At 68.2% G+C, this 24,910-nt stretch carries 21 protein-coding genes, 2 tRNA genes and 1 pseudogene; 15 read left to right on the top strand and 9 right to left on the bottom strand.

The annotated features are described in order from the left end of the window. Positions 1-49: 49 nt before the first annotated feature. The 3 genes from ACFVHO_RS04200 (at position 50) to ACFVHO_RS04190 (ending at position 4,235) form a co-directional block, all read left to right on the top strand. A complete protein-coding gene (locus ACFVHO_RS04200) occupies positions 50-1,423 on the top strand; it encodes an FG-GAP and VCBS repeat-containing protein (RefSeq protein WP_385709883.1) in 1,374 nt (457 codons plus the stop codon). A gap of 82 nt (positions 1,424-1,505) precedes the next feature. Continuing rightward, the gene (locus tag ACFVHO_RS04195; RefSeq protein ID WP_385709880.1) at positions 1,506-2,984 is read left to right on the top strand and encodes an FG-GAP-like repeat-containing protein; all 1,479 of its coding nucleotides are present in this window, start codon (positions 1,506-1,508) and stop codon (positions 2,982-2,984) included. Positions 2,985-3,110: 126 nt separating this feature from the next. Next, on the top strand, positions 3,111-4,235 hold the full coding sequence (locus tag ACFVHO_RS04190; RefSeq protein WP_385709877.1) for a Yip1 family protein: 1,125 nt from the start codon (positions 3,111-3,113) through the stop codon (positions 4,233-4,235). A gap of 77 nt (positions 4,236-4,312) precedes the next feature. Here ACFVHO_RS04190 and ACFVHO_RS04185 read toward each other — a convergent pair whose 3' ends face one another. Together ACFVHO_RS04185 and dcd are read right to left on the bottom strand one after the other, a co-directional pair. Beyond that, positions 4,313-4,810 (bottom strand): phosphoribosyltransferase, encoded by a 498-nt coding sequence (locus ACFVHO_RS04185; protein WP_385709875.1) that lies wholly within the window; start codon positions 4,808-4,810, stop codon positions 4,313-4,315. 8 nt (positions 4,811-4,818) lie between these two features. Continuing rightward, complete coding sequence (dcd, locus tag ACFVHO_RS04180) at positions 4,819-5,394, bottom strand: dCTP deaminase (RefSeq protein WP_385709872.1); 576 nt, start codon at positions 5,392-5,394, stop codon at positions 4,819-4,821. A 727-nt stretch (positions 5,395-6,121) separates the two neighbouring features. Between dcd and ACFVHO_RS04175 the strand changes: the two genes are divergently transcribed. After that, positions 6,122-6,192: transfer RNA gene (locus tag ACFVHO_RS04175), tRNA-Gly, on the top strand. An 86-nt stretch (positions 6,193-6,278) separates the two neighbouring features. Here the strand turns inward: ACFVHO_RS04175 and ACFVHO_RS04170 are convergent. Continuing rightward, positions 6,279-7,067 carry a GntR family transcriptional regulator gene (locus ACFVHO_RS04170; RefSeq protein ID WP_385709870.1) on the bottom strand — a complete coding sequence of 263 codons (789 nt, stop codon included), beginning with the start codon at positions 7,065-7,067 and terminating at the stop codon, positions 6,279-6,281. Positions 7,068-7,187: 120 nt separating this feature from the next. Here ACFVHO_RS04170 and ACFVHO_RS04165 point away from each other — a divergent pair, with 120 nt between their 5' ends. The 3 genes from ACFVHO_RS04165 to ACFVHO_RS04155 are packed head-to-tail and all read left to right on the top strand — an operon-like array spanning position 7,188 to position 8,468. Continuing rightward, positions 7,188-7,595, top strand: coding sequence for an NUDIX hydrolase (locus tag ACFVHO_RS04165; RefSeq protein ID WP_385710106.1), 408 nt, complete (start codon positions 7,188-7,190; stop codon positions 7,593-7,595). A gap of 46 nt (positions 7,596-7,641) precedes the next feature. Next, entirely contained in the window at positions 7,642-8,088 is a 447-nt protein-coding gene (locus tag ACFVHO_RS04160; RefSeq protein WP_385709867.1) for an ATP-binding protein, read from the top strand. After that, positions 8,082-8,468 carry a hypothetical protein gene (locus ACFVHO_RS04155; protein WP_385709865.1) on the top strand — a complete coding sequence of 129 codons (387 nt, stop codon included), beginning with the start codon at positions 8,082-8,084 and terminating at the stop codon, positions 8,466-8,468. Before ACFVHO_RS04160 ends, ACFVHO_RS04155 begins: the two co-directional genes overlap by 7 nt. Positions 8,469-9,564: 1,096 nt before the next feature. Here ACFVHO_RS04155 and ACFVHO_RS04150 read toward each other — a convergent pair. Continuing rightward, positions 9,565-9,665, bottom strand: a tRNA-OTHER gene (locus ACFVHO_RS04150). 460 nt (positions 9,666-10,125) lie between these two features. Between ACFVHO_RS04150 and ACFVHO_RS04145 the strand changes: the two genes are divergently transcribed. Further along, a complete protein-coding gene (locus tag ACFVHO_RS04145; protein ID WP_385709862.1) occupies positions 10,126-13,272 on the top strand; it encodes an NB-ARC domain-containing protein in 3,147 nt (1,048 codons plus the stop codon). Between the two features lie 506 nt (positions 13,273-13,778). Beyond that, positions 13,779-14,093 carry a hypothetical protein gene (locus tag ACFVHO_RS04140; RefSeq protein ID WP_385709859.1) on the top strand — a complete coding sequence of 105 codons (315 nt, stop codon included), beginning with the start codon at positions 13,779-13,781 and terminating at the stop codon, positions 14,091-14,093. Between the two features lie 97 nt (positions 14,094-14,190). On the opposite strand, the gene ACFVHO_RS04135 is transcribed toward ACFVHO_RS04140, so the two are convergent. After that, complete coding sequence (locus ACFVHO_RS04135; RefSeq protein ID WP_385710103.1) at positions 14,191-14,883, bottom strand: YdcF family protein; 693 nt, start codon at positions 14,881-14,883, stop codon at positions 14,191-14,193. Between the two features lie 420 nt (positions 14,884-15,303). On the opposite strand from ACFVHO_RS04135, the gene ACFVHO_RS04130 reads away from it, so the two are divergent. The 4 genes and pseudogenes from ACFVHO_RS04130 to ACFVHO_RS04115 all read left to right on the top strand — a co-directional run. Further along, positions 15,304-16,497 carry a 4-hydroxybenzoate 3-monooxygenase gene (locus ACFVHO_RS04130; protein ID WP_385710100.1) on the top strand — a complete coding sequence of 398 codons (1,194 nt, stop codon included), beginning with the start codon at positions 15,304-15,306 and terminating at the stop codon, positions 16,495-16,497. Positions 16,498-16,634: 137 nt separating this feature from the next. Beyond that, positions 16,635-18,347, top strand: a complete 1,713-nt coding sequence (locus tag ACFVHO_RS04125) for a methyltransferase (RefSeq protein WP_385709856.1) — start codon at positions 16,635-16,637, stop codon at positions 18,345-18,347. A gap of 71 nt (positions 18,348-18,418) precedes the next feature. Beyond that, positions 18,419-18,769 carry a transcriptional regulator gene (locus ACFVHO_RS04120; protein ID WP_385709853.1) on the top strand — a complete coding sequence of 117 codons (351 nt, stop codon included), beginning with the start codon at positions 18,419-18,421 and terminating at the stop codon, positions 18,767-18,769. Between the two features lie 90 nt (positions 18,770-18,859). Then, positions 18,860-19,012, top strand: a pseudogene (locus tag ACFVHO_RS04115) (TetR/AcrR family transcriptional regulator); the annotation flags it as partial. Between the two features lie 32 nt (positions 19,013-19,044). Here the strand turns inward: ACFVHO_RS04115 and ACFVHO_RS04110 are convergent. The 3 genes from ACFVHO_RS04110 to ACFVHO_RS04100 are packed head-to-tail and all read right to left on the bottom strand — an operon-like array spanning position 19,045 to position 20,685. Next, positions 19,045-19,350: a CGNR zinc finger domain-containing protein gene (locus tag ACFVHO_RS04110; RefSeq protein WP_385709850.1), complete on the bottom strand. Its 306-nt coding sequence runs from the start codon at positions 19,348-19,350 to the stop codon at positions 19,045-19,047. A 30-nt stretch (positions 19,351-19,380) separates the two neighbouring features. Then, positions 19,381-19,590 (bottom strand): hypothetical protein, encoded by a 210-nt coding sequence (locus ACFVHO_RS04105; RefSeq protein ID WP_385709847.1) that lies wholly within the window; start codon positions 19,588-19,590, stop codon positions 19,381-19,383. 21 nt (positions 19,591-19,611) lie between these two features. Then, positions 19,612-20,685 (bottom strand): alpha/beta fold hydrolase, encoded by a 1,074-nt coding sequence (locus ACFVHO_RS04100; protein WP_385709844.1) that lies wholly within the window; start codon positions 20,683-20,685, stop codon positions 19,612-19,614. Positions 20,686-21,030: 345 nt separating this feature from the next. On the opposite strand from ACFVHO_RS04100, the gene phoA reads away from it, so the two are divergent. Then, a complete protein-coding gene (gene phoA / locus ACFVHO_RS04095) occupies positions 21,031-22,410 on the top strand; it encodes an alkaline phosphatase (RefSeq protein WP_385709841.1) in 1,380 nt (459 codons plus the stop codon). A 22-nt stretch (positions 22,411-22,432) separates the two neighbouring features. On the opposite strand, the gene ACFVHO_RS04090 is transcribed toward phoA, so the two are convergent. Then, complete coding sequence (locus ACFVHO_RS04090; protein WP_385709838.1) at positions 22,433-23,689, bottom strand: PucR family transcriptional regulator; 1,257 nt, start codon at positions 23,687-23,689, stop codon at positions 22,433-22,435. Positions 23,690-24,003: 314 nt separating this feature from the next. Between ACFVHO_RS04090 and ACFVHO_RS04085 the strand changes: the two genes are divergently transcribed. Continuing rightward, a complete protein-coding gene (locus tag ACFVHO_RS04085; protein WP_385710097.1) occupies positions 24,004-24,897 on the top strand; it encodes a DUF4394 domain-containing protein in 894 nt (297 codons plus the stop codon). The last annotated feature ends 13 nt before the right edge of the window (positions 24,898-24,910 follow it).

Below are 24,910 nucleotides of genomic sequence, written 5' to 3'. Positions count from 1 at the left end.
CACCGGCCGGGCCCCACCCAGAGGCCCGGCCCCTCCCCAAGGAGCCCCCGTGCGCCTGCGCACCACCGCCCTGCTCACCACGACCCTGACCGCCGCCGCGCTGGTCCCCCTGGCCTCGCCCACGACGGCGACGGCCGCCCCCTCCGCTCCCGCCAAGTTCGGCGACGACTTCAACGGGGACGGGTACCGGGACTACGCCACCGCGGAGTACGGCGAGAGCAAGGGCGGCGCCGTCCGCGTCACCTTCGGAACGCCGTCCGGTCCCGGCCGCGAGTACCAGATCATCCATCAGGGCAGCCCCGGGATCCCTGGTGCCGACGAGACCGGCGACAGGTGGGGCGAAGAGGTCCGGGTCGCCGCGGACTTCAACCGGGACGGGTACGGGGACCTGGCCGTCGCCGCCCCCACCGAACGGGTGGGCCGCGACTCGAACCAAGGGGGCGCCACGGTCCTGTGGGGTTCGCCCGACGGCTTGTCCCGGGGCACCGCGATCCCCAACAAGGCCCCCAAGGCGCACCACTGGTTCGGCAGCGACCTCGCCACCGGCGACTTCAACGGCGACGGTACCCCGGATCTCGCCGCGGTCAACGGCCGCTCCGTCCACGTCTACACCGGGGGCATCTCCCCGTCCGGCGTGGGCCGTTCGGTCGTGCGCCTCACCAAGGGGAACCGCTTCACCCCGCAGACCCTGATCGCGGGCCGGGTCACGAAGGACGCCGCGACCGATCTGGTCATCGCGGGCGAAGGCGTCACCGCGTCGGCCGAGCGGTCCGACGCGTGGTTCATCAAGGGCGGCAGCACCCTGAGGCCGGGCAGCACCCTGCGCGTCAGCCCGTACTCGCCGAGCGACACCGAAGGTGTGGTCGCCGACTTCGACAAGGACGGCTACGGCGACATCGCCGTCAGCGCCCCGCAGGACTCGCGGCACTCCCGGTCGGCGGGTGCCGTGACCGTCTGGCGCGGCGGCTCCTCCGGTCCCGGCTCCGCCACCCGTCTCACCCAGGCCACCTCCGGCATCGCCGGTACCCCGGAGAAGTCCGACTGGTTCGGCAGCGACATCTCCGCGGGCGACGTCAACGGCGACGGCTACCAGGACCTGGCGATCGGCGTACGCGGGGAGACCGTCGACGGAAAGGCGAAAGCCGGTGGCGTACACGTCCTGCGCGGCGGCCGAGGCGGCCTGAAGGGCACCGGCTCGCAGTGGTTCGCCCGCAACACCCGAGGCGTGCCGGGCGCCCTCACGGAGTGGGACGTGTTCGGCCGCACCGTACGTCTGCGGGACACCGACCGCGACGGCTACGCCGACCTCTACGTGAACGGGGACCAGGACGACGTCCGCCTCCTCGGCTCGCCGTCCGGCGTCACGACCACCGGTGCGCGGTCCCTGGGGCGTGACGACCTCACCTCCGGCATCCTCCAGTAACCCTTCCCACCCCCACAACCGTTCCCCAACCCCACGTGTCACACAGGTGAATCCAAGCCACCACCAACGAGTTGGAGCCCCTGTGCGCACACGCACCCTCGCCCTGGCCGCCGCCACGGCGCTCGCGGCGACCGGCCTCACCCTGCCGCTCGCCGCGGGCGCCGCCGCGGACGAGCCGACGCCGCCCGCGGCCAAGAGCGACTTCAACGGGGACGGCTACGCGGACCTCGCCGTGGGCGTGCCCGCCGCCACGGTGGGCGGCAAGGCCAAGGCCGGGTACGTGAACGTCGTCTGGGGCGGCCCCAAGGGGCTGCGCGCCGACCGCAACGTACGCGTCACGCAGGCCACCGCACACGTCCCCGGCACCCCGGAGGCCGGGGACGGGTTCGGGACGTCCGTCGCCGTCACCGACGTGGACAACGACGGGTACACCGACCTCGCGATCGGCGCGCCCGGCGAGGACATCGACGGGCGGACGGACACCGGCAGCGTCACCGTCGTGTACGGCGACGCGGGCGGCTTCGCCGGCTCCCACACGGCCGCGCGCGGCGAGAAGGCCGGGGACCGGTACGGCAACGCCCTCGTCGCCGGGGACTTCACCGGCGACACGGACATGGACCTGGCCATCGGCGGCACCGACAAGGTCGTCGTCAACTACAACCCCCGCGCCGACCACACCCAGCCCGGCACGGGCGACCGCATGGGCGGCCGCGCCCCCGTCCTGTCCACGGGCGACTACGACGGCGACGGCCGCACCGACCTCGCCGTCGCGTACTACACGAAGCAGCAGCCGTACACGCAGTCCCACATCAAGCTCCTGCGCTACGACAGCCGCGAGGGCCGCCTCGTCCTCGACTGGGTCAACGACAACGGCGCCACCTCCGCCATCGCCACCGGCGACTTCAACGGCGACGGCCACGACGACCTCGCCTTCGGCAACTGCCGCGAGATCGCCGACGAGAACATCGACGACCCGTGCGGCCCCGAGGAGCTGACGAAGGGCGGCGGCGTCCACATCCGTTACGGCGGCGACCGCCCCAACAGCTTCGGCCTGCGCAAGCAGACCCTCAACCAGGACACCCCCGGCGTCCCCGGGGTCGCCGAGACCGGCGACGGCTTCGGTGAGGCCGTCACCGCCGCGGACGTCAACGGCGACGGCCGCGACGACCTGATCGTGGGCGCGCCCGGTGAGGCCATCGGGGCGAAGAAGAACGCGGGCAGCGCCACCGTCCTGCTCGGCGGCAAGAAGGGCATCCTCGACGCGGACGACGAGCTCGGGGACGGCGAGGCCAAGGGCTACGCGTTCCAGCAGGACACGTATCAGATCCCCGGCACCGCCGAGTCCGGCGACCGGTTCGGCGCGGCGCTCGCCGTCGGCGACCACGACAAGGACGGCACGCCCGACCTGACCGTCTCCGCCCCCGGCGAGAACGCCTCGGCGGGCGGCGTCTGGTCCGCCCCGGGCGCGCTCCCGCCCGGCACCACCGCCCTCACGCCCAACTCCCTCTCCCTTCCGGCGACTTCCACCGCACTGGCGTACGGGAGCGTCCTCGGGCGCTGACCCGAGCCCCTGACCTGGGGTTGTCCCCTCAGGGTCCCCCTAGGGGTTGTCACAGCTCAGCCGCAAACCCGCTCTCCTCCACAGGACGGACGACCGCACCCCTCCAGACCAGGTACGTTCGATTCCGTGGCTGGATTCAGGAGCGGACGCGGCGGCCGGGACAACCGCGCACAGCAAGGACCCCGACAGGGCACGCCCCAAGGCGGGCACCCCGGTCAGGGCGGTCACCCGGGGCCGCACCAAGGACCGCGGCAGGACCCGTACGGACAGCAGGCCCCCCAGGGCGGCCAGGCACCGTACGGGTACCCGCCCGCGCCCGGCGGCGGCCGCCCGGCCCCGCAGCCGTACGGCGGCCAGCCGCCCTACGGCGGCCCGGGCCCCGGTCAGTACGGCGGCGGCCAGCGCGGCCCGCAGCACGGCGGCCCCCAGGGCGGCGGCCAGCACCACGGCGGCGCCCAGCAGTGGCCGCAGCCTCCGGGCGGCCACGGCGGCGAGCCCGAGTACTTCGGCGGCCAGGGCGGGCACGGTGGTCCTGGCGGCCAGGGCGGACACGGCGGGCAGGGCGGGCACGGCGGCGGCCACGACCCGTACGCCGCCAACAACGCCGGGCACACCCAGGCCTTCTCCCTCGGCGAGGACCCGTACGGCGCGGACCCGTACAACGACGGCAACAGCTACCGCGCCGGCCAGGCCCCGCCCGGCCCCATCGGCCCGAAGCTCCCCTGGAAGGACCTGCTGCGCGGCATCGTCTTCCGCCCGGCCCCGACCTTCCTCCAGATGCGGGACTACGCGATGTGGGCTCCGGCCGTCATCGTCACGTTCCTCTACGGCCTGCTCGCCGTCTTCGGCTTCGACGAGGCCCGCGAGGACGTGCTGAACGCCACGCTGTCCACGGCGATCCCGTACGTCATCACGACCGGCGTGGCGATCTCCCTCAGCGCCTTCATCCTCGGCATCGTCACGCACTCCCTGGCCCGCCAGTTCGGCGGCGACGGCGCCTGGCAGCCGACGGTCGGCCTCTCCATGCTGATCATGGCGATCACGGACGCCCCGCGCGTCATCGTCGCCCTGTTCCTCGGCGGCGGCAACGGCTTCGTCCAGCTCCTCGGCTGGGCCACCTGGCTGGCGGCGGGCGCGCTCCTGACCCTCATGGTGAGCAAGTCCCACGACCTGCCGTGGCCGCGGGCGCTGGGCGCGTCGGCGATCCAGCTCCTGGCGATCCTGTCGATCGTCAAGCTGGGTACGTTCTGAGCTTCCGTACGCGGCGAAGGGCCCCGGCGAGCACAAGCTCACCGGGGCCCTTCGCTGCGTACAAGAACCGCTGACCGCTACGCGTCGAGAACCTGCCCCTGCCGCCTCACGACGGGCGGCTCGACACTCCACGGGAAGTTGATCCACTCGTCGGTGCGCTTCCACACGTACTCGCACTTCACGAGCGAGTGGGACTTCTCATAGATGACGGCGGAGCGCACCTCGGCGACGGTGTCGAGGCAGAAGTCGTGGACGAGCTTCAGCGTCTTCCCGGTGTCGGCGACGTCGTCGGTGATGAGGACCTTCTTGTCGGAGAAGTCGATGGCGTTGGGGACGGGAGCCAGCATGACCGGCATCTCCAAGGTCGTCCCCACCCCCGTATAGAACTCCACGTTCACCAGGTGGATGTTCTTGCAGTCGAGGGCGTACGCGAGCCCTCCGGCGACGAACACGCCACCGCGGGCGATGCTGAGCACGATGTCGGGCTCGTACCCGTCGTCGGCGATGGTCTGCGCCAGCTCGCGCACGGCGACGCCGAACTTCTCGTACGTAAGGTTTTCGCGAACGTCACTCATGCTGGGGCTCACACCTGGGTCCGATGGAAATTGAGGAAGGAACGGGAGGCGGTGGGTCCGCGCTGGTTCTGGTAGCGCGACCCGTAGCGCTCGGACCCGTAGGGGGACTCGGCGGCGGAGGTCAGCCGGAACATGCACAGCTGGCCGATCTTCATGCCCGGCCACAGCTTGATGGGGAGCGTCGCGAGGTTGGACAGCTCCAGGGTCACGTGACCGCTGAACCCCGGGTCGATGAACCCGGCGGTGGAGTGGGTGACGAGCCCGAGCCGCCCGAGGCTGGACTTGCCCTCGAGGCGCGACGCGAGGTCGTCGGGGAGGGTGATGACCTCGTACGTGGAGGCGAGCACGAACTCCCCGGGGTGGAGGATGAACGGCTCGTCCCCCTCCGGCTCGACGAGCCGGGTCAGATCCGCCTGCTCGACGGACGGGTCGATGTGCGGGTAGCGGTGATTCTCGAACACCCGGAAGAAGCGGTCGAGGCGCACGTCGATGCTCGACGGCTGCACCATGGATTCGTCGTAAGGATCGATCCGGACCCGCCCGGCGTCGATCTCGGCCCGGATGTCCTTGTCTGAGAGAAGCACGCACCGAGGATACGCAGAGCGCGCGGGACCGCCCCAATCGGACAGACCCGCGCGCCTCGGGTGAGGGGTCCCCAAGGGTTCCCCCCTCCCTCCACCTACCGCTTCTGCAACTCCACCGGAACCGCGTGCCGGAGCCGGGCACAGCGAGGACATCGGATCAGCCGACCGGGGCCGAGCCGGTCGGCCTGCTGCATCGGGAACGAAGCGGTGCTGAACACGTGCCCTTCGGCACAACGGACGACGGTGCGCTCCATCAAGTCCTCGGGTCCCTTCCCCAGAGCCGTTTTGCAAGTGCCGTCCACCCACGAACGGAGGCCGTTCCCGGCCTTCCGATCCGACCTTCCGGCCGACGGCGAAAGCCACATTACGGGATGAAAGGGACGCCACTCCAGGCGGCACTCCGTCTCCGACGGACCCCCGCACGACGCCCTCACGGAACCCACACGGCCGCACTCCGGCCACCCGCCGGAACCCCCCGGACACACCCCGGCCGACACCCCGACCACGACCGGCCCACGACCCGCCCACGACCCGGACAGGACCTGACCGGAACTCCGATCACACCCCGAAGCACCCCTGAGGCGGCCCCTACCGTACGCCCCAACTCCCTTCGCCCGCAGTCACGCAGAGCCCACACAGCGCAGCGAGACCCCGGCGCGTCGGCGCCCGGGGCCTGGAATGGGGTAGAGTGTGCGACAGTACGAAACCGGTTCAACCGGTGCGTCGCGCGGGTGTAGTTTAGTGGTAGAACATCAGCTTCCCAAGCTGAGAGTGCGAGTTCGATTCTCGTCACCCGCTCTTATCGAAGCCCCCAGGTCATCGACCCGGGGGTTCTTTGCTGTCCGGCCCGAGTGGGACCAGGCCGCACCCGACGCACTCTCAGCTCACGTGGCCGGGAGTCGGTAGGACAAGACGTACGCGTCGGCGGCCATGACGGTGTCGCAGACCTCCACGGCCCGCCCCTCCGTGTCATACGCGGTCCGGATCAGACAGACCACGGGCACGCCGGGCGCGAGCCGCAAGGTCTTGGCCTCGGCGGGCGAGGGCATACGGGCACGGATCTCCTCCTCGAAGTGGTCGAGGCGGTGGCCGAGTTCTTCGAGGCGGGCGTAGATGCCGCCGGGGCCGGGGTTGGGTTCGGCGATCTGCGTGCCGCGGGCAATGTCGAGCGGGAGGTACGAGGTGGCGTACTCGACGGGTCGCCCGTCCAGCAGATACCGCCGCCTCCGCACGAGCACCTTGCGGGCCGCCCCGAGCCGGGTGGAGATGTCCTGGCCGGCCTTCTCCTCCTTCACCTCCAGGCTGTCCACCTGGGGGTGACCGCCGGCGGCGTCGGCCTCGACGATGAACGCGGCCTTCCCTTCGTCGCGGTGCCGCCGGGCGAACCGGTCGGAGGCGAGGCGTCGCACAGGAGGCCGGGGACGCACGAAGACCCCCTTGCCGTGCTCGGCACGCACGAGCCCTTCCCCTTGAAGGACGGAGAAGGAGTTCCGCACCGTCATCCGGGAGACCCCGTAATGCTCGACGAGCTCGGCCTCGGAGGGCAGCTTCTCGCCCTCCCGGAACCGCCCACGGTCGATGGCCTCGCGCAGTTGGTCGGCGATCTGCCGGAAGACCGCACGATCACTCGTGGGGTCGACGGCGCCGAGGTGCCCGGCAGGGAGCGAGGTCACGTGTGTACCCCTTTAGATATCTAGACGAGTGGGCGAGTTGCGTTGCTACGGTGGAGAGCCTAGCCATCCCAGAGGTCACCGAGAGGGCCGAGGAACGTGAGCACTGACCGCCCCCATTCCGTGAGCGTCGCCGGAGTCATCGTCGACGACCAGGGGCGGGCTCTGCTGATCCAGCGCCGCGACAACGGCCAGTGGGAGCCTCCGGGCGGCGTCCTCGAACGCGAGGAAACCATCCCCGAAGCCCTCCAGCGCGAGGTCCTCGAAGAAACCGGCGTCAAGATCGCACTTCCCGCGACCCTGACCGGCGTCTACAAGAACATGACGGGCCTGATCGTCTCCCTGGTCTTCCGTTGCGAGGCCGCCGACGGCACGCCCACCACCGGCGAGGAGACCCGCGCCCTGCGCTGGGCCACCCGCGAAGAGGTCACCGAACTCGCCGACGAGGCGTACGCGATCCGCGTCCTGGACGCGCTCGACGCAGCGACTCCACCGGCCATCCGCGCCCACGACGGCGTGAAACTCGTCTAGCCCGAACCCGCTGCACATGGCGGCCTAGCAGCACAAAGGAACTTGTATGCACGAGTATACGAGCACTGCCAGCACCGCCCGCGTCTGGGGCCTCACATGCCCAGGCCTCCCCGAAGAGGTCAGCCGCGCCCGCCGCTGGACCCGCGACATCCTCGGCGCCTCGCCCCTCGCGGAGGACGCCGAACTCATCGCGAGCGAGCTGAGCGCAAACGCGATCCTGCACACGGCCAGCGGGCGGCCCGCGGGCAGCTTCCACCTGGCTCTGGCGGTGTCGGCCCAGGTCATCGCCCTGTCGGTCACGGACGGCGGGAGCGCGGGTGGGACGGCCCCGAAGGTCGAGCACCCCGACGACGAGGCGGTGCACGGCAGAGGCCTGGGGATGGTCAGCGCGCTGGCCCACCGGGTGGCGGTGCGGAACAGCGACGGGGCGCACACGGTGACGGCGGAGCTCTTCACTTCGCCATGGCCGGGGCCAGGGGGTCACCCATGCTGAACGACGACCTAGCCCGCGGCTTCTGGTGCGAGTGCTGGGCGGAGGACCTGAGGGCACCGGGCGGGCCGACCGTGACGACATCCTTCGGCGCGTACTCCGCGACCCAGGCGGACGGCTGGCTCCCCACAGCGCTCCGAGCCATCACAGCGGAGCTGAACCCAGTTGCACCGAAAGAGACTTGGGACTGGCTCTACGAGAGCCGCATCGACACGCGACTGGCCCTTCTCCGCTCGGAGCCCTGCACGGCGTCGGTGACCTACGCCAGCACGCGCATCACGTGGACGGTGCACCCGGTGCTCTTCCTGCCCCTCGCAGACAGCCACAAGGCACCTGAACTCCCAGCGGGCGTAAGCGACTCCACACCCCAGGCGACCGACTGAATTACAACTTTCTCTACTGGTTCAAGCCCCGGCTGCGCTCCGCTCCGCCGGGCGGGCTCCCGACTCCGCTCGGGGCGCCGCTCCTGCCTTCGGCCCGCTCCGCCCCCGGCTGCGCCGACGCCCGCCCACAGGTGGATAGGCCCGGAGGTCATGAGTCGAGAACCCGACGTTCATGGCCCACGGTCACGACGATGCCTCCGGCGGGGGATCGGCCAGCACCGGGATGGAGAGGGCGCCGTCCCCGGCCGCGGGCACATCGTGGCGAGCGTGGTGGGCTCCCATCCCGTCCACCGTCGCCCCAGGCAGAGCCGAGCAGTCGCGGCCCAGGGCGTCAAGGTCGTTCGTACAGTGGCGCGCTCCACCTTGACGCCCTGAACCACGCCCGCTCCACGGTGTGTGGGTCGACGGCGGACGGGATGGGAGCCGGGGTAGGTGCGTGGTTGAGCTGGTCAGGCGGGGGACGCCCGGATCCGATCGATGGCGCGCAGAACCTCATCTCTGTTCTTCGCGCTCTTGATCCAGGTTGGTAGCCGCGCGACGAGCGTCATCTTTTTTACTTGCGCATCCCATGGGGCTCGCTCACGCAACGGTGCCTGTACGAACTTCCGGATCAGCTCCAGGTGTTCCGGGTTGTAGGCCCACAGCCAGCCGTGTCGCACCTCTGTCTGCAACCACAACGGCAGACCAAAGTAAGGATCTGTCGCCTCGCCCTCGGAAGAGGCGGAACCCTCCCCAAGCAGCCTCTCGTGACAGACCGCACGGCCTACAGACGAGACGGCGGTGCGCGAACACGGAAGGAACCTCGTCCTCAGCCGCCGACGCCACCGGGGCAACGTGTGCAATCCCAGCGCACTTCGGACAGCTCACGAGCACATGCTCAATGAAGTGGTACTTCGTGTGCTGGGCATCTCGGAACCGCTGTGGCGAGAGCATGACGCCAGTATGCGATCCCCCTGCCTGATCATGCTCATGCACGGAAGAACCGTGCCCCTTCCGTGCCCGATCAGGCAGGGAATCGCGGGGAACCACGGTCGCTCGCAGCGAGCGGGGAAAGGGAGAGCCCCCGACCGATTCGCCCGGTCAGGGGCCGTTCACCTGCGGTGGGTGTGGGATTTGAACCCACGGTGACATCGCTGCCACGACCGTTTTCAAGACCGTCGTGGCATCACGGCGGGTACCCGCTTTGACCTGCACCGCGCTCTCGGCAGCACCGTCCACACTCAGGGTTCGGCCTTTGATGCGTCTCCGACTGGGCCCAAGCCAGCGGACTTACAGTCGAACCGCTTGGCGGTGTCCGGTTTGCGTAACAGTGCAGCACCCGCGACGACTGCTTCAGCCGTCCGCTGCCCGTCCACACCCAGCGCATACATCTGTCGATCGGTGGAGGCTCAGACCATCCTGAGCGCCCCTTCCCCGGCTCACGTCAGCCCGCCTGCGCTTCAGTCGGATGCCTAGCCTCGCCAGGAAGACGATCCCGCGGCCCACCCTCCAAGCAAGCGACACATCGTCCGCGTGTTCGATAGCTGTACGTATGAGTTCCACCGTCTCCTCCTCCTGCCGGCCGCTTGACGAAGGCCGACAGGACCCTTGGTAGGCACTTGGTGGGATCTTCGACAGCAACCTCGAAGTATGAGCGAAGAACGATTGCGAGACCTGCATGCGCACCCGAATAATCGAAGTTCGCGAGCTACGAAACGCGGGGGAGATCTTGAGCCGAGCACTGAACCCTGTCGACCAGCACAGCCCCGAACCAGTCCGAGACCTGGCAGAGCGACTCAGGGAGATCATGTTCGCGGCGGGCTACCGCACTGCCGCTCATCTCGCAGAGGACTCCGGCGTGAACGCGAGCACCCTCTCTGAGGCTCTGAGCGGTACGAGGGCCCCTAGTTCACAGACGTTGAAGAAGGTTCTCGAAGCCTGCGGCCTTGTCTATGACCGCGTATGGGCGGGAAGGCAAGAGCGTGCGAAAAACGCAGAAGCAGCGGAAAAGGCGAACAGCCGACGAAGTCGGAGGGAGCAAAGCTCCTCGAATTCCCCAAGGTGGCGCTCTCATTCAGGTCACCATTCCAATCGCGCGACAGCAGAAAATCACCTTTCCAGCTCTCAAATTCATTCCCTTGAGCCGCCACTAGGGAATCTCCCACCGGAAGTTAGGGGCAGATCATCCATACTGGCCCATCTTCGCGATCACCTCGACACCCCTAAAGACAAATTCCTCGTCCTTCACGGAATGGGCGGATGTGGAAAGACCACGGTGGCATTGAGTATCGCGCAAGCCGCCCGGACTCAGGGGTTCGACATATTCTGGGTAAAGGCAAATGGAGACAACCTGGACAGCGCAATGCGCCAAATCGCACGAAGGTTGGGTGCCGAACATGAGGAGATTGAAGAGGCTTGGGGAACTATTGGAAACGGGCCGGATCTACTTTGGCAGCTTCTGAATTCATCTCAGCGCCGGTGGCTGCTGGTCCTTGATGAAGTTGATGAGCCTGAATTGATCGGTAGCGCCAACGGGCAGCCAGGTGATGGGACCGGATGGATTCGCGCCAGTCGCTATGGTTTGACACTAGTTACCACCCGTCTCGGAGATCCAGAGATTTGGGGAAACTCTGCAGAGTTCCATGCCATTGAACCGCTCACGCCCGATGACGGCGCGCAAGTATTGCTAGATCTGGCCAATGAGGCAGGGTCACGGAGTGAAGCCCAGTACCTTTCCGCAAGGTTAGGTGGGCTGCCACTAGCTTTGCGACTCGCCGGGTCGCAGCTTAGTCGAGCAACGCGAGGCGCTGGCCTTTTGCGTAGAGGAAGAGACCAAGGAAGGGTTCGGAACTTCACATCCTATCTAGCCGCACTTGACGACGCGGGAATCGAATACCTAGATCGCGTAAATAGCGGCGCCCTTAGCCGCAGCAGCGCGGAGCAGCTACATCGGCACCTGATTAGCCGAACGTGGGAAATCAGTCTTGACCTCCTAGAGACCCAGGGGTTTCCGGAGGCTAGAACATTCATGCGCCTGCTCTCCTGCTTCGCCCCTTATCCCATTCCTGTGGACATCCTGGACTCCGAGGGCCTGAAGCGACACAACGCCTTTCCACAGGACTTCAGCATTGACCGATTGGAGCTCATCATTGAGGCTCTCCAAAATCTGAGCCTGCTTGACATTATCGAGGTGTCAGACGGCGGTCACGAGACTCAGCCAGCAATAACCGTTCACAACCTGGTCCTGGAAGCAAATAGGAACCATCTCGCTATTGCAGATCGGACGACTCAGGCAAGAATCACCAGAACGGCAGTGGAATTGCTAGAGCTAGCAACAGCGTTGCCCCCAGAGGACCGGGCTAATCATCATTGGTGGAGCCTCCTTTACCCGCACGTCATGCAAATTACCTGCAGCACAGAGGCTCCATCGAGAGAAATCGCCGAGCCGCTTTTGCAAGTAGGGCTACGAAATTTCTCCTACATGCATCTTGCCTTTAGGCATCCCGTAGGGGAGGCCGCCACTGCGCTTCGCGCGATTTCAGAGTCACTTGCCCCCAATCACGCCCTACGCCTTGCAGCTAGACATCGTTACGCATTCGCCCGCCTAAGCGGAACGGCGGCAGCCATGGAGTTCCGGGAGCTCTATAAACAAAAGAAGGAGACACTCGGAGAATTCCATCCAGAAACATTAATGAGTCATCATAATTGGGCGGAGCGCCTGGCCGACTCGGGCAACTTCAAGGAAGCAGAGAGAGAACTTCGAAAAGTACTCCAAGGCCGTAGGGAGATCCTTGGGAAAAGCCACCCGTACACGCTTTCCACTCATCGCGTGTTGATTTGCATCATACTCGCCCAGAAAAATGGAAGGGCTCGCGCGGAAAGCGAATGGGAGGAGGTTTACGAATCTGTAAACTCTGCACAAAATCCGGGTCTTGCGGATCTCGAAACCCTGCACCAACTGGGCCACTGGCTGGACAAGAAGGAGCGCTGGGCCGAAGCCGAGGATTGCTACAGAACAATCATTGACGCGCTGGATTCAACTCCAACAGAAGGGCAGCATTTCTGCGAGTCTATGCGACATTGTCTAGCGCAGAATCTTATCCGGCAGGGGCGCCTCGACGAGTCGGCGGACACATACCGCGAGCGATTGAAGCTACTTGAGCAGACACGTGATGTCACGGATGAGGAGCTACTTTCCATGCGGCATGAGTATGCCGATTTACTGGTTGATCTGGGGCGGCTAGAAGAATCCGAGCCTTTAATGCGCAGCGTGCTTGAAGTTCGGCTTGCTATGGATGACCGAGTGATGGACCGGCGTCTCCTGTCCGAAGCGCACTGCCTCATGCACTTGCTTGAGCGTAGGGAAAACCGCGAGGAAGCAGTATCAACCACCAAGCGGCTTCTACAGCTTCCAAAGCATGAGCTGGTCGCTTGGGCTAAATTCAGGCAAATCAGACAGGATCTGCTATGCATGTGCAGAACACTGTCTGACGCCGGAATCTATGATGAATCTATCTTGGGACTAGAGGCGCTTATGGAAGGGGTGCCGCCTGATAGCCGAGAGGCCCATTCCATCCAAAGGGCGTTCGCACTCACTCTGCATATATCCGGCCAACTGACTCATTCCTCCTGCGAAGAAAGGCTACTCGGCATCATAAAGTCACTTGAGGAAAAATTCGGAACGGACGATGAAGAGATTGGACGTACGCGGGACGTTCTGATGGGCCTTCGGGGCGACCCCAAAAAGCCACCTGCCCTCGAAGAGGGAGAACCTGAAGCTGTTTCAACCGAGGAGAGCGAGCCCGAAGCGAGTGACGATGGGTGACCTAACTGGCGTCAGCCTGTAGCAGGACCGCTCTCTCCGACGAATATGCGGCGCACAGTGGATGCGGCACCCCAGGAGCAACCCGAGCCAGGGTCGGGGCAGGCTGACCACACGGGTCCGGCTCCGGGGTGTGACGGTCATCTGGTCAGACCTGGTGTACCCGGGTCGCGATGGTAGGACCGTCGAGAAGATTTGCTTCCGCCTGGAGCAGTATCTGGGCGAAGTCGAGCGAGCAGACGCGGCGTTCAAAGGCGGCCTGTAGCGGCTGAACGGCAACGCCCGTCTCAGTTTCCGTCTCATTCAGCGCCGTTCACGGTCGTTCAGACGAGACTGAAGCCGGTAGCCGCTCTCACAGCCGACCATCCATGAACGCAGGTGAACGGCCCCGGCCGAGGCCCCGTGGACCACCCCCACAGTTGGAAAGCGTGTTGGCCTCGCGCGGCTGAGCGGTGTGGGGTTTGCGATCCTCAGTCGACAGCCCTCGCCGCTCTGAGCATGATTGGTCAATGCCCGAGTTCAGCTGGTCGGACGGCTCCCAGGTGCCGGCCTCGAATGTCACAGAGCGGAGCTGGGCGGCAACGGTCTCTGCGCTCCCCCTTGGGTCTCACGTCAGGGCGCGGGTCATCGGACGACAGCCGTTCGGCGTCTTCCTCCTCTTCGATGGTGTGCCGAACGCAGTTGGGCTTGCCGAGATCACGGCCATGCCTCACCACATGGAGCTGCCTGCCTTGGGGGCCGCCGTCGCCGGTGAGGTGATCTGGCACGCGGACCACAACCGTCAGGTGAAGGTCTGCCTCGATGGATGGCGCGTGCACGGCTGATCGGCTCCCAGACGCCGCCGTGGGTTCCGCGCTGCTGCGGCACCAGATCGAGCGTGGCCGTCAGGGGCAGCGGGCGCGGCGCCCAGGGGCCGCGGGCTCAGGGCCTGATCAGGCGGCTGTCGAAGCCGGAGCGTGCGAGGCGCTCGTACGCGGCGTGGACGTTCTGCGGTACGTCCTGGGCGATGGCGAAGCCGAGTGCGGGGTACTCGATGACTCGCTGCAAGTCGCCTACGAGCATGTCGATGACCAGCTTTTCGTCGCCGATCGACTTGATGTAGGCGTCCAGCGAGAGTGGCTCGGAGGCGCAGATCGCCTCGGCCTCGGGCCAGAGCTTGCGGCAGGTCGCGTACGAGCGGCGCTCCATGTATGGCTTGGAGATCAGCATCAGGGTGTCGGCCTCGATGCCGGTGCGCTGGAGCAGGTCGCGGGAGAGCGTGATGTTCTGGCCGGTGTTGGCGGCGTTCGGCTCGATGAGGATCGTCTCGTCCGGTACGCCGAGGGACAGGGCGTGCTCGCGGTAGTGCACCGCCTCGCCGCGCGGGAAGCGGGCTCGTGTGGTGGGGCTGTTGCCGCCGGTGAAGACCAGGGTTGGGAAGAGGCCTGCCCGGTAGAGGTTCGCGGCGGCTGTGGCCACGCCGAGGTCGTGGCTGCCCAGGGCGATCGCCACTGAGCAGGGGAGGGGGGCGTGGCCCATCTGGTGGTAGTCCCAGATGAGTTCGGCGTCGTGGAACTGTTCGTCGGTGATGGTGCGCTGCTCGTGGCGGTCCGGCACTGCGGCTCCTTGGCTCATCATCCTTGTTGGTCCCCCTTCTCGATGCCCTCGATGCTGCGCAGGTGATGGCTCGGGCCGTGCGGTTCCGCCAACTGTGCCGCCTGGTCGAGGAGCCCCACCGGGATATCAGCTCCCAGCGGCGAAATGGCACGACCGCTATGGCTTGAGGCAGTGGATTCTGTGGCCTGCTGAGGCGGGGATTCTGCGGACGCCGGGCTCAGAGGAGCGGTGGGTGATCGGCGGTCACCCACCCTCCCCGCCGCCCCAGGCCCACCGACCCCGCCAACCCCTCGGCGGAAGCCGAACCCGCGCCCACCGCCCCACATCAGCGCACCCCCCACCCCGCACGCCCCACCTCACTGCTACGACCCCGCTCCTTCAGGTGATTTCGTCAGGTAAGCCACTTTCACGGCACCTACGATCCGGTTTGTGACAGACATGCAGAGCCGGCGTGAAGCCGATGTGGTGGTTCTCGGTGCCGGACCGGCCGGGCTTGTGGTGGGGAATCTTCTTCAGGGGCGTGGGATCGACTGTGTCGTCCTGGAGCGGGCCGAGCGCACGCACGTGCAGACGCGGGCGCGCGCCGGGTTCCTGGCCGCGAACACCGTGCGGATTCTGGAGCGGCACGGGCTGGATGAAGGGCTTCGGACGCGGGGGCGGGACCACAGCACGTGTGAGTTCCGGAGTGTGGATGGGCGGTTCCGGCTGGACTACAGCGGGCTCGGGCGCGGGGAGCGGCATACCGTTTATCCCCAACAGGAGTTGGTGTCTGACCTGTTGGCACGGTTTTTGGACCTTGGCGGGCGCGTTGACTTCGGCGTCGAGGCCCTCGCCGTCCACGACGCCGACACCGGTCGGCCCTCCGTCACCGTGCGCGACGCGGACGGGCGGCCCGGGCGGTGGCACGCGCGGTACGTCGCCGGGTGCGACGGGCGGCACGGGGCCGCCCGGCGTTCGCTGCCCGCCGGGGCGGTGCGGCGCCACCACTGCGACCACGGCGTGAGCTGGCTCGGGCTGCTCGCCGAGGCTCCGCCCAGCCTCGACGCCGTCGGGTACGCGGTGCACGAGCGGGGGTTCGCCGGGCACATGGCCCGGACCAGCCAGGTCACCCGCTATTACCTGCAGTGCGAGCGCGGGACTCCGGCCGACGCCTGGTCCGAGGAGCGGATCTGGGAGGAGTTGGAGCTGCGGATGCGAGGGGAGGAGTACGGACCGCTGCGGCGGGGGCGTGTACTACAGCGAGCCGTCGTCGACCTTGAGTCCGACGTGCTCGAACCTCTGCGCCACGGTTCGCTGTTCCTGGTCGGCGACGCCGCCGCACTCGTCAGCCCTTCCGCCGCGAAGGGCGCCAATCTCGCCGTTCTCGAAGCCGAGATCCTCGGCGGTGCCCTCGTCGACGACCTCCTCCACCACGACCCCAAGGGCCTCGACGCCTACTCCGCGCAGTGCCTGTCGTACATCTGGCGTGCCCAGGAGTTCTCGCACTGGATGATCCGGCTGCTGCACGGTCCGGTCGGCGGCGCGGACGACTCGGCGGCCTTCCACGACTCCCTGCGGCGCGCCCGGCTCAGTTCGTTGCGTAGTTCGCGCAGCCAGCAGGACTGGTTCGCCGAGCACTACGTAGGCATTTGACGGCTTTTGGCGGCAGACGGTGGCGTCTTGTCGTACGTCGTTCCGTCCGCCCTGCCCGTTTCATCCCTCATTCCACCCCCACCCGACCCTCGTCCCCATCCCCATCCCCACACCCACCGACCCTGAGGATCCGCGCAATGATCACGACCTTGTCGGGCGACACGTCCCGCCTGCTCGCGACCGTCGACTTCGTCAAGGAGCAGGACACAGCCGCCCTGCTCCCGCTCCTCTTTCCCGGGCTCGACGGTCCCGAGCTGCGGACCCTCGTGGAGCACTGTCGCTTCTCGCATGCCGCGCAGCTCGTCTTCCCTTCGGGCGAGGCGGAGTTGGGGACCATGCTGACCGCCTGCGGGCTCGTCGCGGCGCTGCCGCCTGCGCCGAGTGTCGTCGTACGCGAGCGACTGGCCGTGCGCCACCGGCGACGGGCGGGCGACCTGGACGTCGGCATCCTGCGGCCCCCGGTGGTCGGCGTGGACGGGGCGCGCCGGACGGTCGAGGTGTTCGTGCTGACCGTGCCGCCGGGGTCGGACCTCGGCGTCGTCGCCGAGGCCGAGCGGGAGCGGCAGCACGAAGCGCACGTGGCCTTCGAGGTCGTGGCGCCCGACCCGCTGGTGCTGCGTGGCCTGTGTGCGACCTTCGCGCGCTACGGGGCCACCGCGGACGGCGGTGGGTACAACCCGCACGAGAACGGCACGGTCTTCTACTTCGGGGCGGCCGCCGAGGCCAAGGTCGGTTATCGGCGCGTGGAGTTGTACGTCCCCGGCGACCACCGCGACGTACTCTCCGCCCACCTCGACGACCATCGCGCCCGGCAACCCGCCGAAACGGTCCTGCGGCTGCTGACCGGGGCATGGACGACCCAGGCGCTGGCCGCCTTCACCGAACTCGGGGTGCCCGACGCCATGGAGGGCGAGGGCGACGGGGAGGACGGGCGCGGCATCGGCGTCGAGGAACTGGCGCGGAAGGTCGGCGCGCGGCCGCGGAATCTGGCGACGCTGCTGCGCTATCTCGCCATGCTGGGCGTCGTGGCGGAGGGCCGCGACGGCTTCCGGCTCACCGGGGTGGGCGCCCTGCTGCGCGCCGGTGGCCCGGGGTCGATGCGGGCGCTCGCGCTGATGTACGGCGGGCCGTTCTACCAGTCCTTCGCCGGGCTGGGGCACACCGTTCGTACAGGGCAGGTCGCCTTCGAGCACCACTTCGGCGAGAACCACTTCGACCACTTCGCCCGCGATCCCGAACTCGCGGAACTCTTCGACCAGTCCATGGCCGCCGGGTCCGCCATGTTCGACCCGGTCCCCACGCACCCGGTGCTCACCGCCGCGGCCGAGGCTCCCGCCGGGGCCACGGTGGTCGACGTCGCGGGTGGCAACGGGGAACTGCTCGGCCGCGTCCTCGCCGCGCACCCCCGGCTGAACGGGGTCCTGCTGGAACGCCCGCACGTCGTCGAGGCCGCCCGCCGACGGCTGGAGGATCTTGGCCCGCGGTGCGCCTTCCTGGTCGGGGACTTCGCGGACGTACCCGCGGGCGGTGACGTCTACGTCCTGTCGCGCGTCCTGCACGACTGGGACGACGAGCAGTGCCGCGAGATCCTGCGGCACTGCGCCCGCGCGATGCCCGACCACGCCGATCTGCTCGTCGTGGAACGAGTGCTGCCCGCCGACGGGGCGTTCTCCCTCGCGACCGCCTGGGACCTCCACATGATGTGCAACGTCGGCGGGCGCGAACGGCGCGCGGACCACTACGGGAGGCTGTTCGCCGACGCGGGGCTGGCGCTGGTGGGCCAGGTGCCGTTGCCGCTGGACGGGTCGGTGTTGCACGTCAGGAAGGGGGGTCGGTCGGCCTCTGTGTGAGGGAGCCTGGGGTGTCGCCGACCCCCGTGACCGGAGGTCCGCGGAGGACCACGGCACGGGAAGGGGCGGGCATGGGGCCGACCGATCTCCGACGCGCCAGATTCGCTCGGCGCGTGCCCGCAGCACTGTCCGAGCTCGTCGGCCCTCAGCACGGAGTGGTGAGCCTGCCGCTGCATCTGGTGTGGTCGGGGCTGACCTCGTTCGATCTCGACCAGCCCCGGCTGCGGATGAGCTACTACCGGAGTGTCCTGGCCGAGGGGCAGCACGACGACCTGGTCCGGTATCTCCACCACGACCTTCTCGTCAGCCTCTGGCCCACACTGCGCATGCTGATCAGCCGTGATGTCCGTGAGGTGTGGGAGAGCTCCTTCGCCGAGCTCGCTGACCGGCCACGTAGAAGCTCCAGCAGGTCACACGTCTGAGCAACACAAGGGCCCCTCGGTGTGCGACGAGGGGCCCTTGGTGTCTGCCCGGTCGCCGGACTGGCGGCCTGAGTGGTCGATGTGGCGGAGGACCTCGATGTCGAGCGGGCGGCCGCCGCACTGCTCGCCGGGCTTCAGGGCGGCGTCGCCATCCTCATGTCGACCGGTGACTCGACCCACCTCAAGGCCGCCATCGACACCGGGATCGAGCATCTTCGCGCCAGCGGGGCCAAGGAGGGGTGAGGCAGGTCCGTGAGGCGGGTCAGTGAGGCGGGTCAGTGCGTCGTCGGCGCGGGCACGTTCTTCCTGCGGGCCCGGTACGCCGCCGCCTTGAGCTTGTTGCCGCACGACTCCATCCCGCACCACCGCCTGCGCGTCCCCCGTGAGCGGTCGACGTACGTGCGCGTGCACTCCGGATTGCCGCACTCCTTGAGGAGGGGTACGTCCTGGCCGTTCAGGAGTTCCACGGCGTGCCGCGCCACCATCGACAGGGCCTCCTCCGGGAGGGAGCGGCGCGCGCGGAGGGTCGCGGCGAAGTCGAGTGCCGGGTTGCCGCAGACGAAGACATGGTCGAGGTTCACGTCACTGTTCCGGCAGGTGACGTGCTGGGCTCAGAGGCCCAGGTCGGCGGCCACGCAGGCGAAGGACCGCCATGATCCCTCGGGGTCGTAGGCGTACCGCGACGGGTGGTGCGGTGTGGCCGCCTTCTCCTCGGTCATGTCCTCGTAGGGGATGCGGGCGGGGAGTTGGCCGAAGGTCGCGCGGCGGGCTGCGGATTCGATGGCGTCCGCGGTGCCCTGCGTGTGCTGGTTGCTCTCCATGGTCGAACTCCGTTCCGGTCGTCAGAAGTTGTCCACGTCCACGACCGCCTGCGTGAAGGCCTCCGGGGCCTCCTGCGGGAGGTTGTGGCCGATCCCCTGCAGGGTCCGGTGGTCGTACGCGCCCGTGAATCTGTCGCGGTACGAGGATCCGTTGCCCGGCGCGGTGAAGGGGTCCCGTTCGGGGTCGAGGGTGATGGTGGGGACCGTGATGACCGGGCGGGTGGCGAGCCGCCGCTCCAGTGCGTCGTAGCGGCGCTCGCCGTCGGCGATGCCCAGGCGCCAGCGGTAGTTGTGGATGACCACGGCCGCGTAGTCGGGGTTGTCGAAGGCGGCGGCGGTGCGCTCGAAGGTCGCGTCGTCGAAGTCCCACGTCGGGGAGACCGTGTCCCAGACGAACCTGGTCAGGTCGTGGCGCAGGGTCTTGTCCTCCATGGCGCGGCGGCCGCGCTCGGTGGCGAAGTAGTACTGGTACCACCAGGTGTGTTCGGCCGCGGGGGCCAGGGGCTTCTGGTTGGCTTCGAGGTTGGTGATCAGATAGCCGCTCACCGATACGAGGGCCTTGCAGCGCTCGGGCCGGAGCGCGGCGATGATGTCGGCGGTGCGCGAACCCCAGTCGAAGCCCGCGAGGACGGCCTTCTCGATCTTGAGGGCGTCCATGAAGGCGATGATGTCGACGGCGACGGCCGACTGCTGGCCGTTGCGGAACGTCCGGGCGGAGCGGAATCGGGTCGGGCCGTGGCCGCGCAGGTACGGGACGAGGACGCGGTAGCCCCGCTCGGCGAGGAGGGGGGCGACGTCGACGTAGCTGTGGATGTCGTACGGCCAGCCGTGCAGGCAGATGACCACGGGGCCGTGGGCGGGGCCCAGTTCGGCGTAGGCGACGTTCAGCAGGCCGGCGTTGATGTGCTTCAGGTGGGGGAAGGTGGCGGCGGGGGTGGCCTCGGGGGTGGTGGGTGTCCCCCGGGAGGCGGCCGGTGCGGTGGACCCCGCCCGCCCGTCCGGTGCGGCGGACGCGCCCCGCACGCCGGCCAGGGAGACGGCCGCCGCCCCCGCACCCGCCCCGAGACCCTTGCTGAAGCCACGCCTGCTGATCATGCGCATTCCTCCGCGTGTCCACGAATCCACGTACACCGGCTTGTCCGACACCGGCTTGCCCGATGACTGACTTTCACATGGGTGACGTCACCAGTCAAGACGGTGACGCACCGCCAAGGTCCCTCCATGCACGCCACACATCACCTCACGAACAGGTGATGACACATCCGTCGAGGCCAGAGGGAGCCGCATGCAAGTGCAGGTGGAAGTGCAAGTACAGGGCGGGCGTCGCGTCGCCCTCAGGTCATCGAGAAGGCACCGGTACGTCCCGTCCGGTTCATGTGGCGCTGGTGAGGTGGCTGCACCGTACAAGGACGTAACAAAGCACGTTTTGAGGAGTTCTCCATGGCCGGACCCCGTCTGTCCCGTCGTCACCTGATAGCTGCCGGTTCCGTGGCCGCCGCCACCGCGGTGGCCGTGACCCTCACCGCGTCGGCGGGGGCCTCCGACACCAAGGAGCAGGCCCAGCGGGCCATCAAGGGCGGGAAGGCGAAGAACGTCATCCTGCTCATCGGCGACGGCATGGGCGACTCGGAGATCACCCTCGCCCGGGACTACACGGTGGGCGCGAACGGCCGTCTGAACATGGACAAGTTCCCGCTGACGGGCGCGTACACGACGTACGCGGTGCACAAGGACGGCTCCCCCGACTACGTCACCGACTCCGCGGCGAGCGGCTCCGGCTGGGCCACCGGCGTGAAGACGGTCAACGGGCGCATCTCGAAGACGCCGGGCACCGACAAGGCCGTACCGACGATCCTGGAGCTGGCCCAGAAGAAGGGCTACGCGACCGGATCGGTCACCACCGCCGAACTCACCGACGCCACCCCGGCCGTGCTCGCCTCGCACGCCACCGACCGCAGCTGCCAGGGCCCGGCGGACATGGCCAAGTGCCCGAAGGACACAATCGCCAAGGGCGGGCCGGGCTCGATCGCGGAGCAGAGCGTCAACCACAAGGTCGACGTGCTGCTCGGCGGCGGCAAGCAGCGGTTCGACCAGAAGGTGACCGACGGCAAGTACAAGGGGCTGACCGTCGCTCAGCAGGCGAAGAAGCTCGGCTACCAGGTCGTCACCGACAAGAGCGAGTTGAAGAAGGTCAAGTCGGTCAAGAACGGCAAGCCCGTCCTCGGCCTGTTCGCGCCCGGCAACGTGCCCGTCGAGTGGACCGGCAAGGGCGCGGCCAAGGGCGGTACGGAGCCGCAGCGCTGCACGACCTCCAACCCGGGCCGCCCGGCGGGCACGCCCGAGCTGAAGGACCAGGCGAGCAAGGCCATCAAGCTCCTCGAGGCCAAGCAGAAGAGCGGCAAGAACAAGCAGGGCTTCTTCCTGCAGATCGAGGGCGCCTCGATCGACAAGCAGGACCACGCCGCCGACCCGTGCGGCCAGATCGGCGAGACCGCGGCGTTCGACCGCGCGGTGAAGGTCGCCCGCGACTACGCCGCGAAGCACCCGGACACCCTGGTCGTCACCACCGCCGACCACGCCCACACCAGCCAGATCGTGCCCCTGGAGGCCCAGCCCCCCGGCCTCTCCTCCACCCTCGTCACCAACGAGGGCCAGCAGCTGAAGGTCAACTACTCCACGAACACCCCTGGCCAGTCCCAGGAACACACGGGCACCCAGGTCCGCATCGCCGCCCAGGGCCCCCAGGCCTACCGGGTCCTCGGCGTCACCAACCAGACGGACCTGTTCACGACGGTGCGTGAGGCGCTGCGACTCGGCTGACCTGGACGAGGCGGCCCCACGTTCACCCCCAAGCCCCCGACAACCCCCGCGTCACCACCGAACTCAGCGCCCGCACCCCATGCGTCGACCCCGGTGCGATGCCCGTCAGTTCGTGTACTCGGCGGAGGCGGTAGTCGAGGGTGCGGGGGTGGACGTTGAGGGCTGCTGCTGCGGCTGTGCGGTTCATGTCGTGGGTGTAGTAGGCGTCGAGGGTGAGGAGGAGGTCCGGGCCGGGGGCCAGGCGGCGGGCCAGGGTGTGCAGCCATGCGTCTATGAAGGGGACGTCCGCCACGGCCAGTTCGACGAAGACGTCCGCCGTGGTGTGGGGGCGGGGGTGTGCGGACGCTCTGCGCAGGGGGGCCGCTCTGCTGATACGTCTGGCCCGGTCGAGGGCGGTGGGCAGGTCGGGGAGTGCGGCGGTGGTCGTGCCTGCCGCGCAGGGGGTGGCCAGGGACTGGGCGAAGTCCGTTACGAGGTCCTGGACTTCGGGCAGTTGTGCGGGGTCGGGTGTGGCGGGTGAGGGGGGCAGGGGGGTCAGGGAGGGCAGGGGGGTCAGGGAGGGCAGGGGGGTCAGGGCTATCAGTTCGCCGGGGGTCGGGGGTGTGGGTGGGGACCACATCAGGGGGACCTGGTGCTGCTTGAGCAGGGCCTCGATCTCGCCCTCCGGGCCGCGGTCCCGCTCCGCGCCCGGCCCGCCGGCCGACGGCACCCGGATCACCGTCACCGCGCAGTAGGCGGGGATCCGCATCCCGACGGCCGTGGCGAGTTCGTCCGCCATGGCGTCGCCGGCCAGGAGCGCCCGTACGAGCAGCGCGACCTGCTCGACGTAGGGGAGCCGACGTCGTAGCGCCGACACGAAGCCCTGGCAGTACGCCGCGATGCCGCGCTCGCCCTGGGCGGCGAACCAGCCGAGGAGGCGGACGAGTTCGTCGGCGTCGCCGTCCTGATGGGCGTCCGTCGCCTCGTTGATCTCGCGCAGCATGAGGGCGGTGTGCAGGCGCAGGACGCGTTGGCGGGATGCCAGGGACAGGCCCGAGTCGGCGCGGGACTCGCCCATCGCGGCTATGGCGGTCAGGTCGGACGGGGTCAACTCGGCGCTGGTGGGCGCGAGTTCGTTGGTGCGGCGGCGCAGCCACACCGCGTGCTCCAGGGTCTCCGCCCTGGCCCGGGGATTCGTGTCCAGGATCCCGAACTCCGGGATCTCACGCGTGTAGGTCTCGACCTCCCGGCGGGCGCTGCTCGACGCGCGCCGGGTCAGCTCCGCGAAGAGGCTGCCCATGCCTCCGGAGCATGCCATTTCGACAGAATTGATCGACAGGTCAGATCCGGACGGGCTCTGTCACTTCGCGTGAATCGGCGGTGCATTCCTGCACTGCTTCGCGGGGCGCGTTTGTCATGGTGCGCAAAGTTCCCCGGGCCCAACGGGCTTGTCGTCTCCTTAACTTGTGGGGCCGGGGTCGGCCGGGCTTAATAGGGGTCCGGTAATACCAGAGCCATATTCACGTCCATCCGATCTTCTTTGTCAGAGAGGAAATCATGAGACGCGATCTCAGCACCGGGACGGGGACGACAAGGTCCAGGAACAGCAAGAGAATTGTGGCCGTACTCTCCGCGTCGGCCGCCTCCGCCGCCCTCCTGCTCGCCTCGCCGGGCGCCAGCTCGGCCAGCAGCCCGGCCGCGGCCGACAAGGCCACCGCCCCCGCCTCCACCGCCGCCAAGACCCCGAGCCTCCGCGCCTTCGGCATCACCGGTGACGGCACCCTCATGGCCACCTTCACCACCGACCGGCCCACCGTGCTCGACTGGGTCCGGGAGGTCACCGGGCTCGCCGGGGACCAGAAGCTGATCGGGATCGACTTCCGGGTGCAGGACGGGCTGATGTACGGCGTCGGCGACAAGGGCGGGATCTACACCATCAAGACGCCCCCGGCCACCAAGGACGTCGTCGTCACCAAGGTGTCCCAGCTGAAGGTCGCGCTGTCCGGGAACAAGTTCGGCGTCGACTTCAACCCCGCCGCCGACCGGCTGCGCGTCATCAGCGACAACGGGCAGAACCTGCGGCACAACCTCAATGACCACAGCACGGCCACCGACACCGCCCTCACCACCCCGCCGACCCCCGGCACGACCTCGGGCGTCAGCTCCGCCGCGTACACCAACAACGATCTCAACGCCGCCACCGCGACCACCCTGTTCGACGTCAACACCACGTCGGACCAGGTCGTCATCCAGGCCCCCGCCAACAACGGCACCCTGTCCCCGACCGGCTCCCTCACCATCGACGCGGGCCCCGATTCCGGTCTGGACATCTTCAGTTATCTGACGAACGGGAAGACCACGTCGAACGCGGCCTTCGCGTCCCTCACTCCGTACGGCGCGAATACGCCGACCCTCTACAACGTGAATCTCTTCACCGGCGAGGTGTCCGGCATCGGGAAATTCCCGCTGAATATCACCGATCTGGCGATCACGCTGAGCGGTAGTTGAGAGCTGAGCGGTA

It is taken from the genome of Streptomyces sp. NPDC127108 (genome assembly GCF_042677545.1).
Lineage (GTDB): Bacteria > Actinomycetota > Actinomycetes > Streptomycetales > Streptomycetaceae > Streptomyces.
The sequence above is the reverse complement of the archived record's forward strand: the minus strand, read 5'-3'. Positions and strand labels throughout refer to the sequence as shown.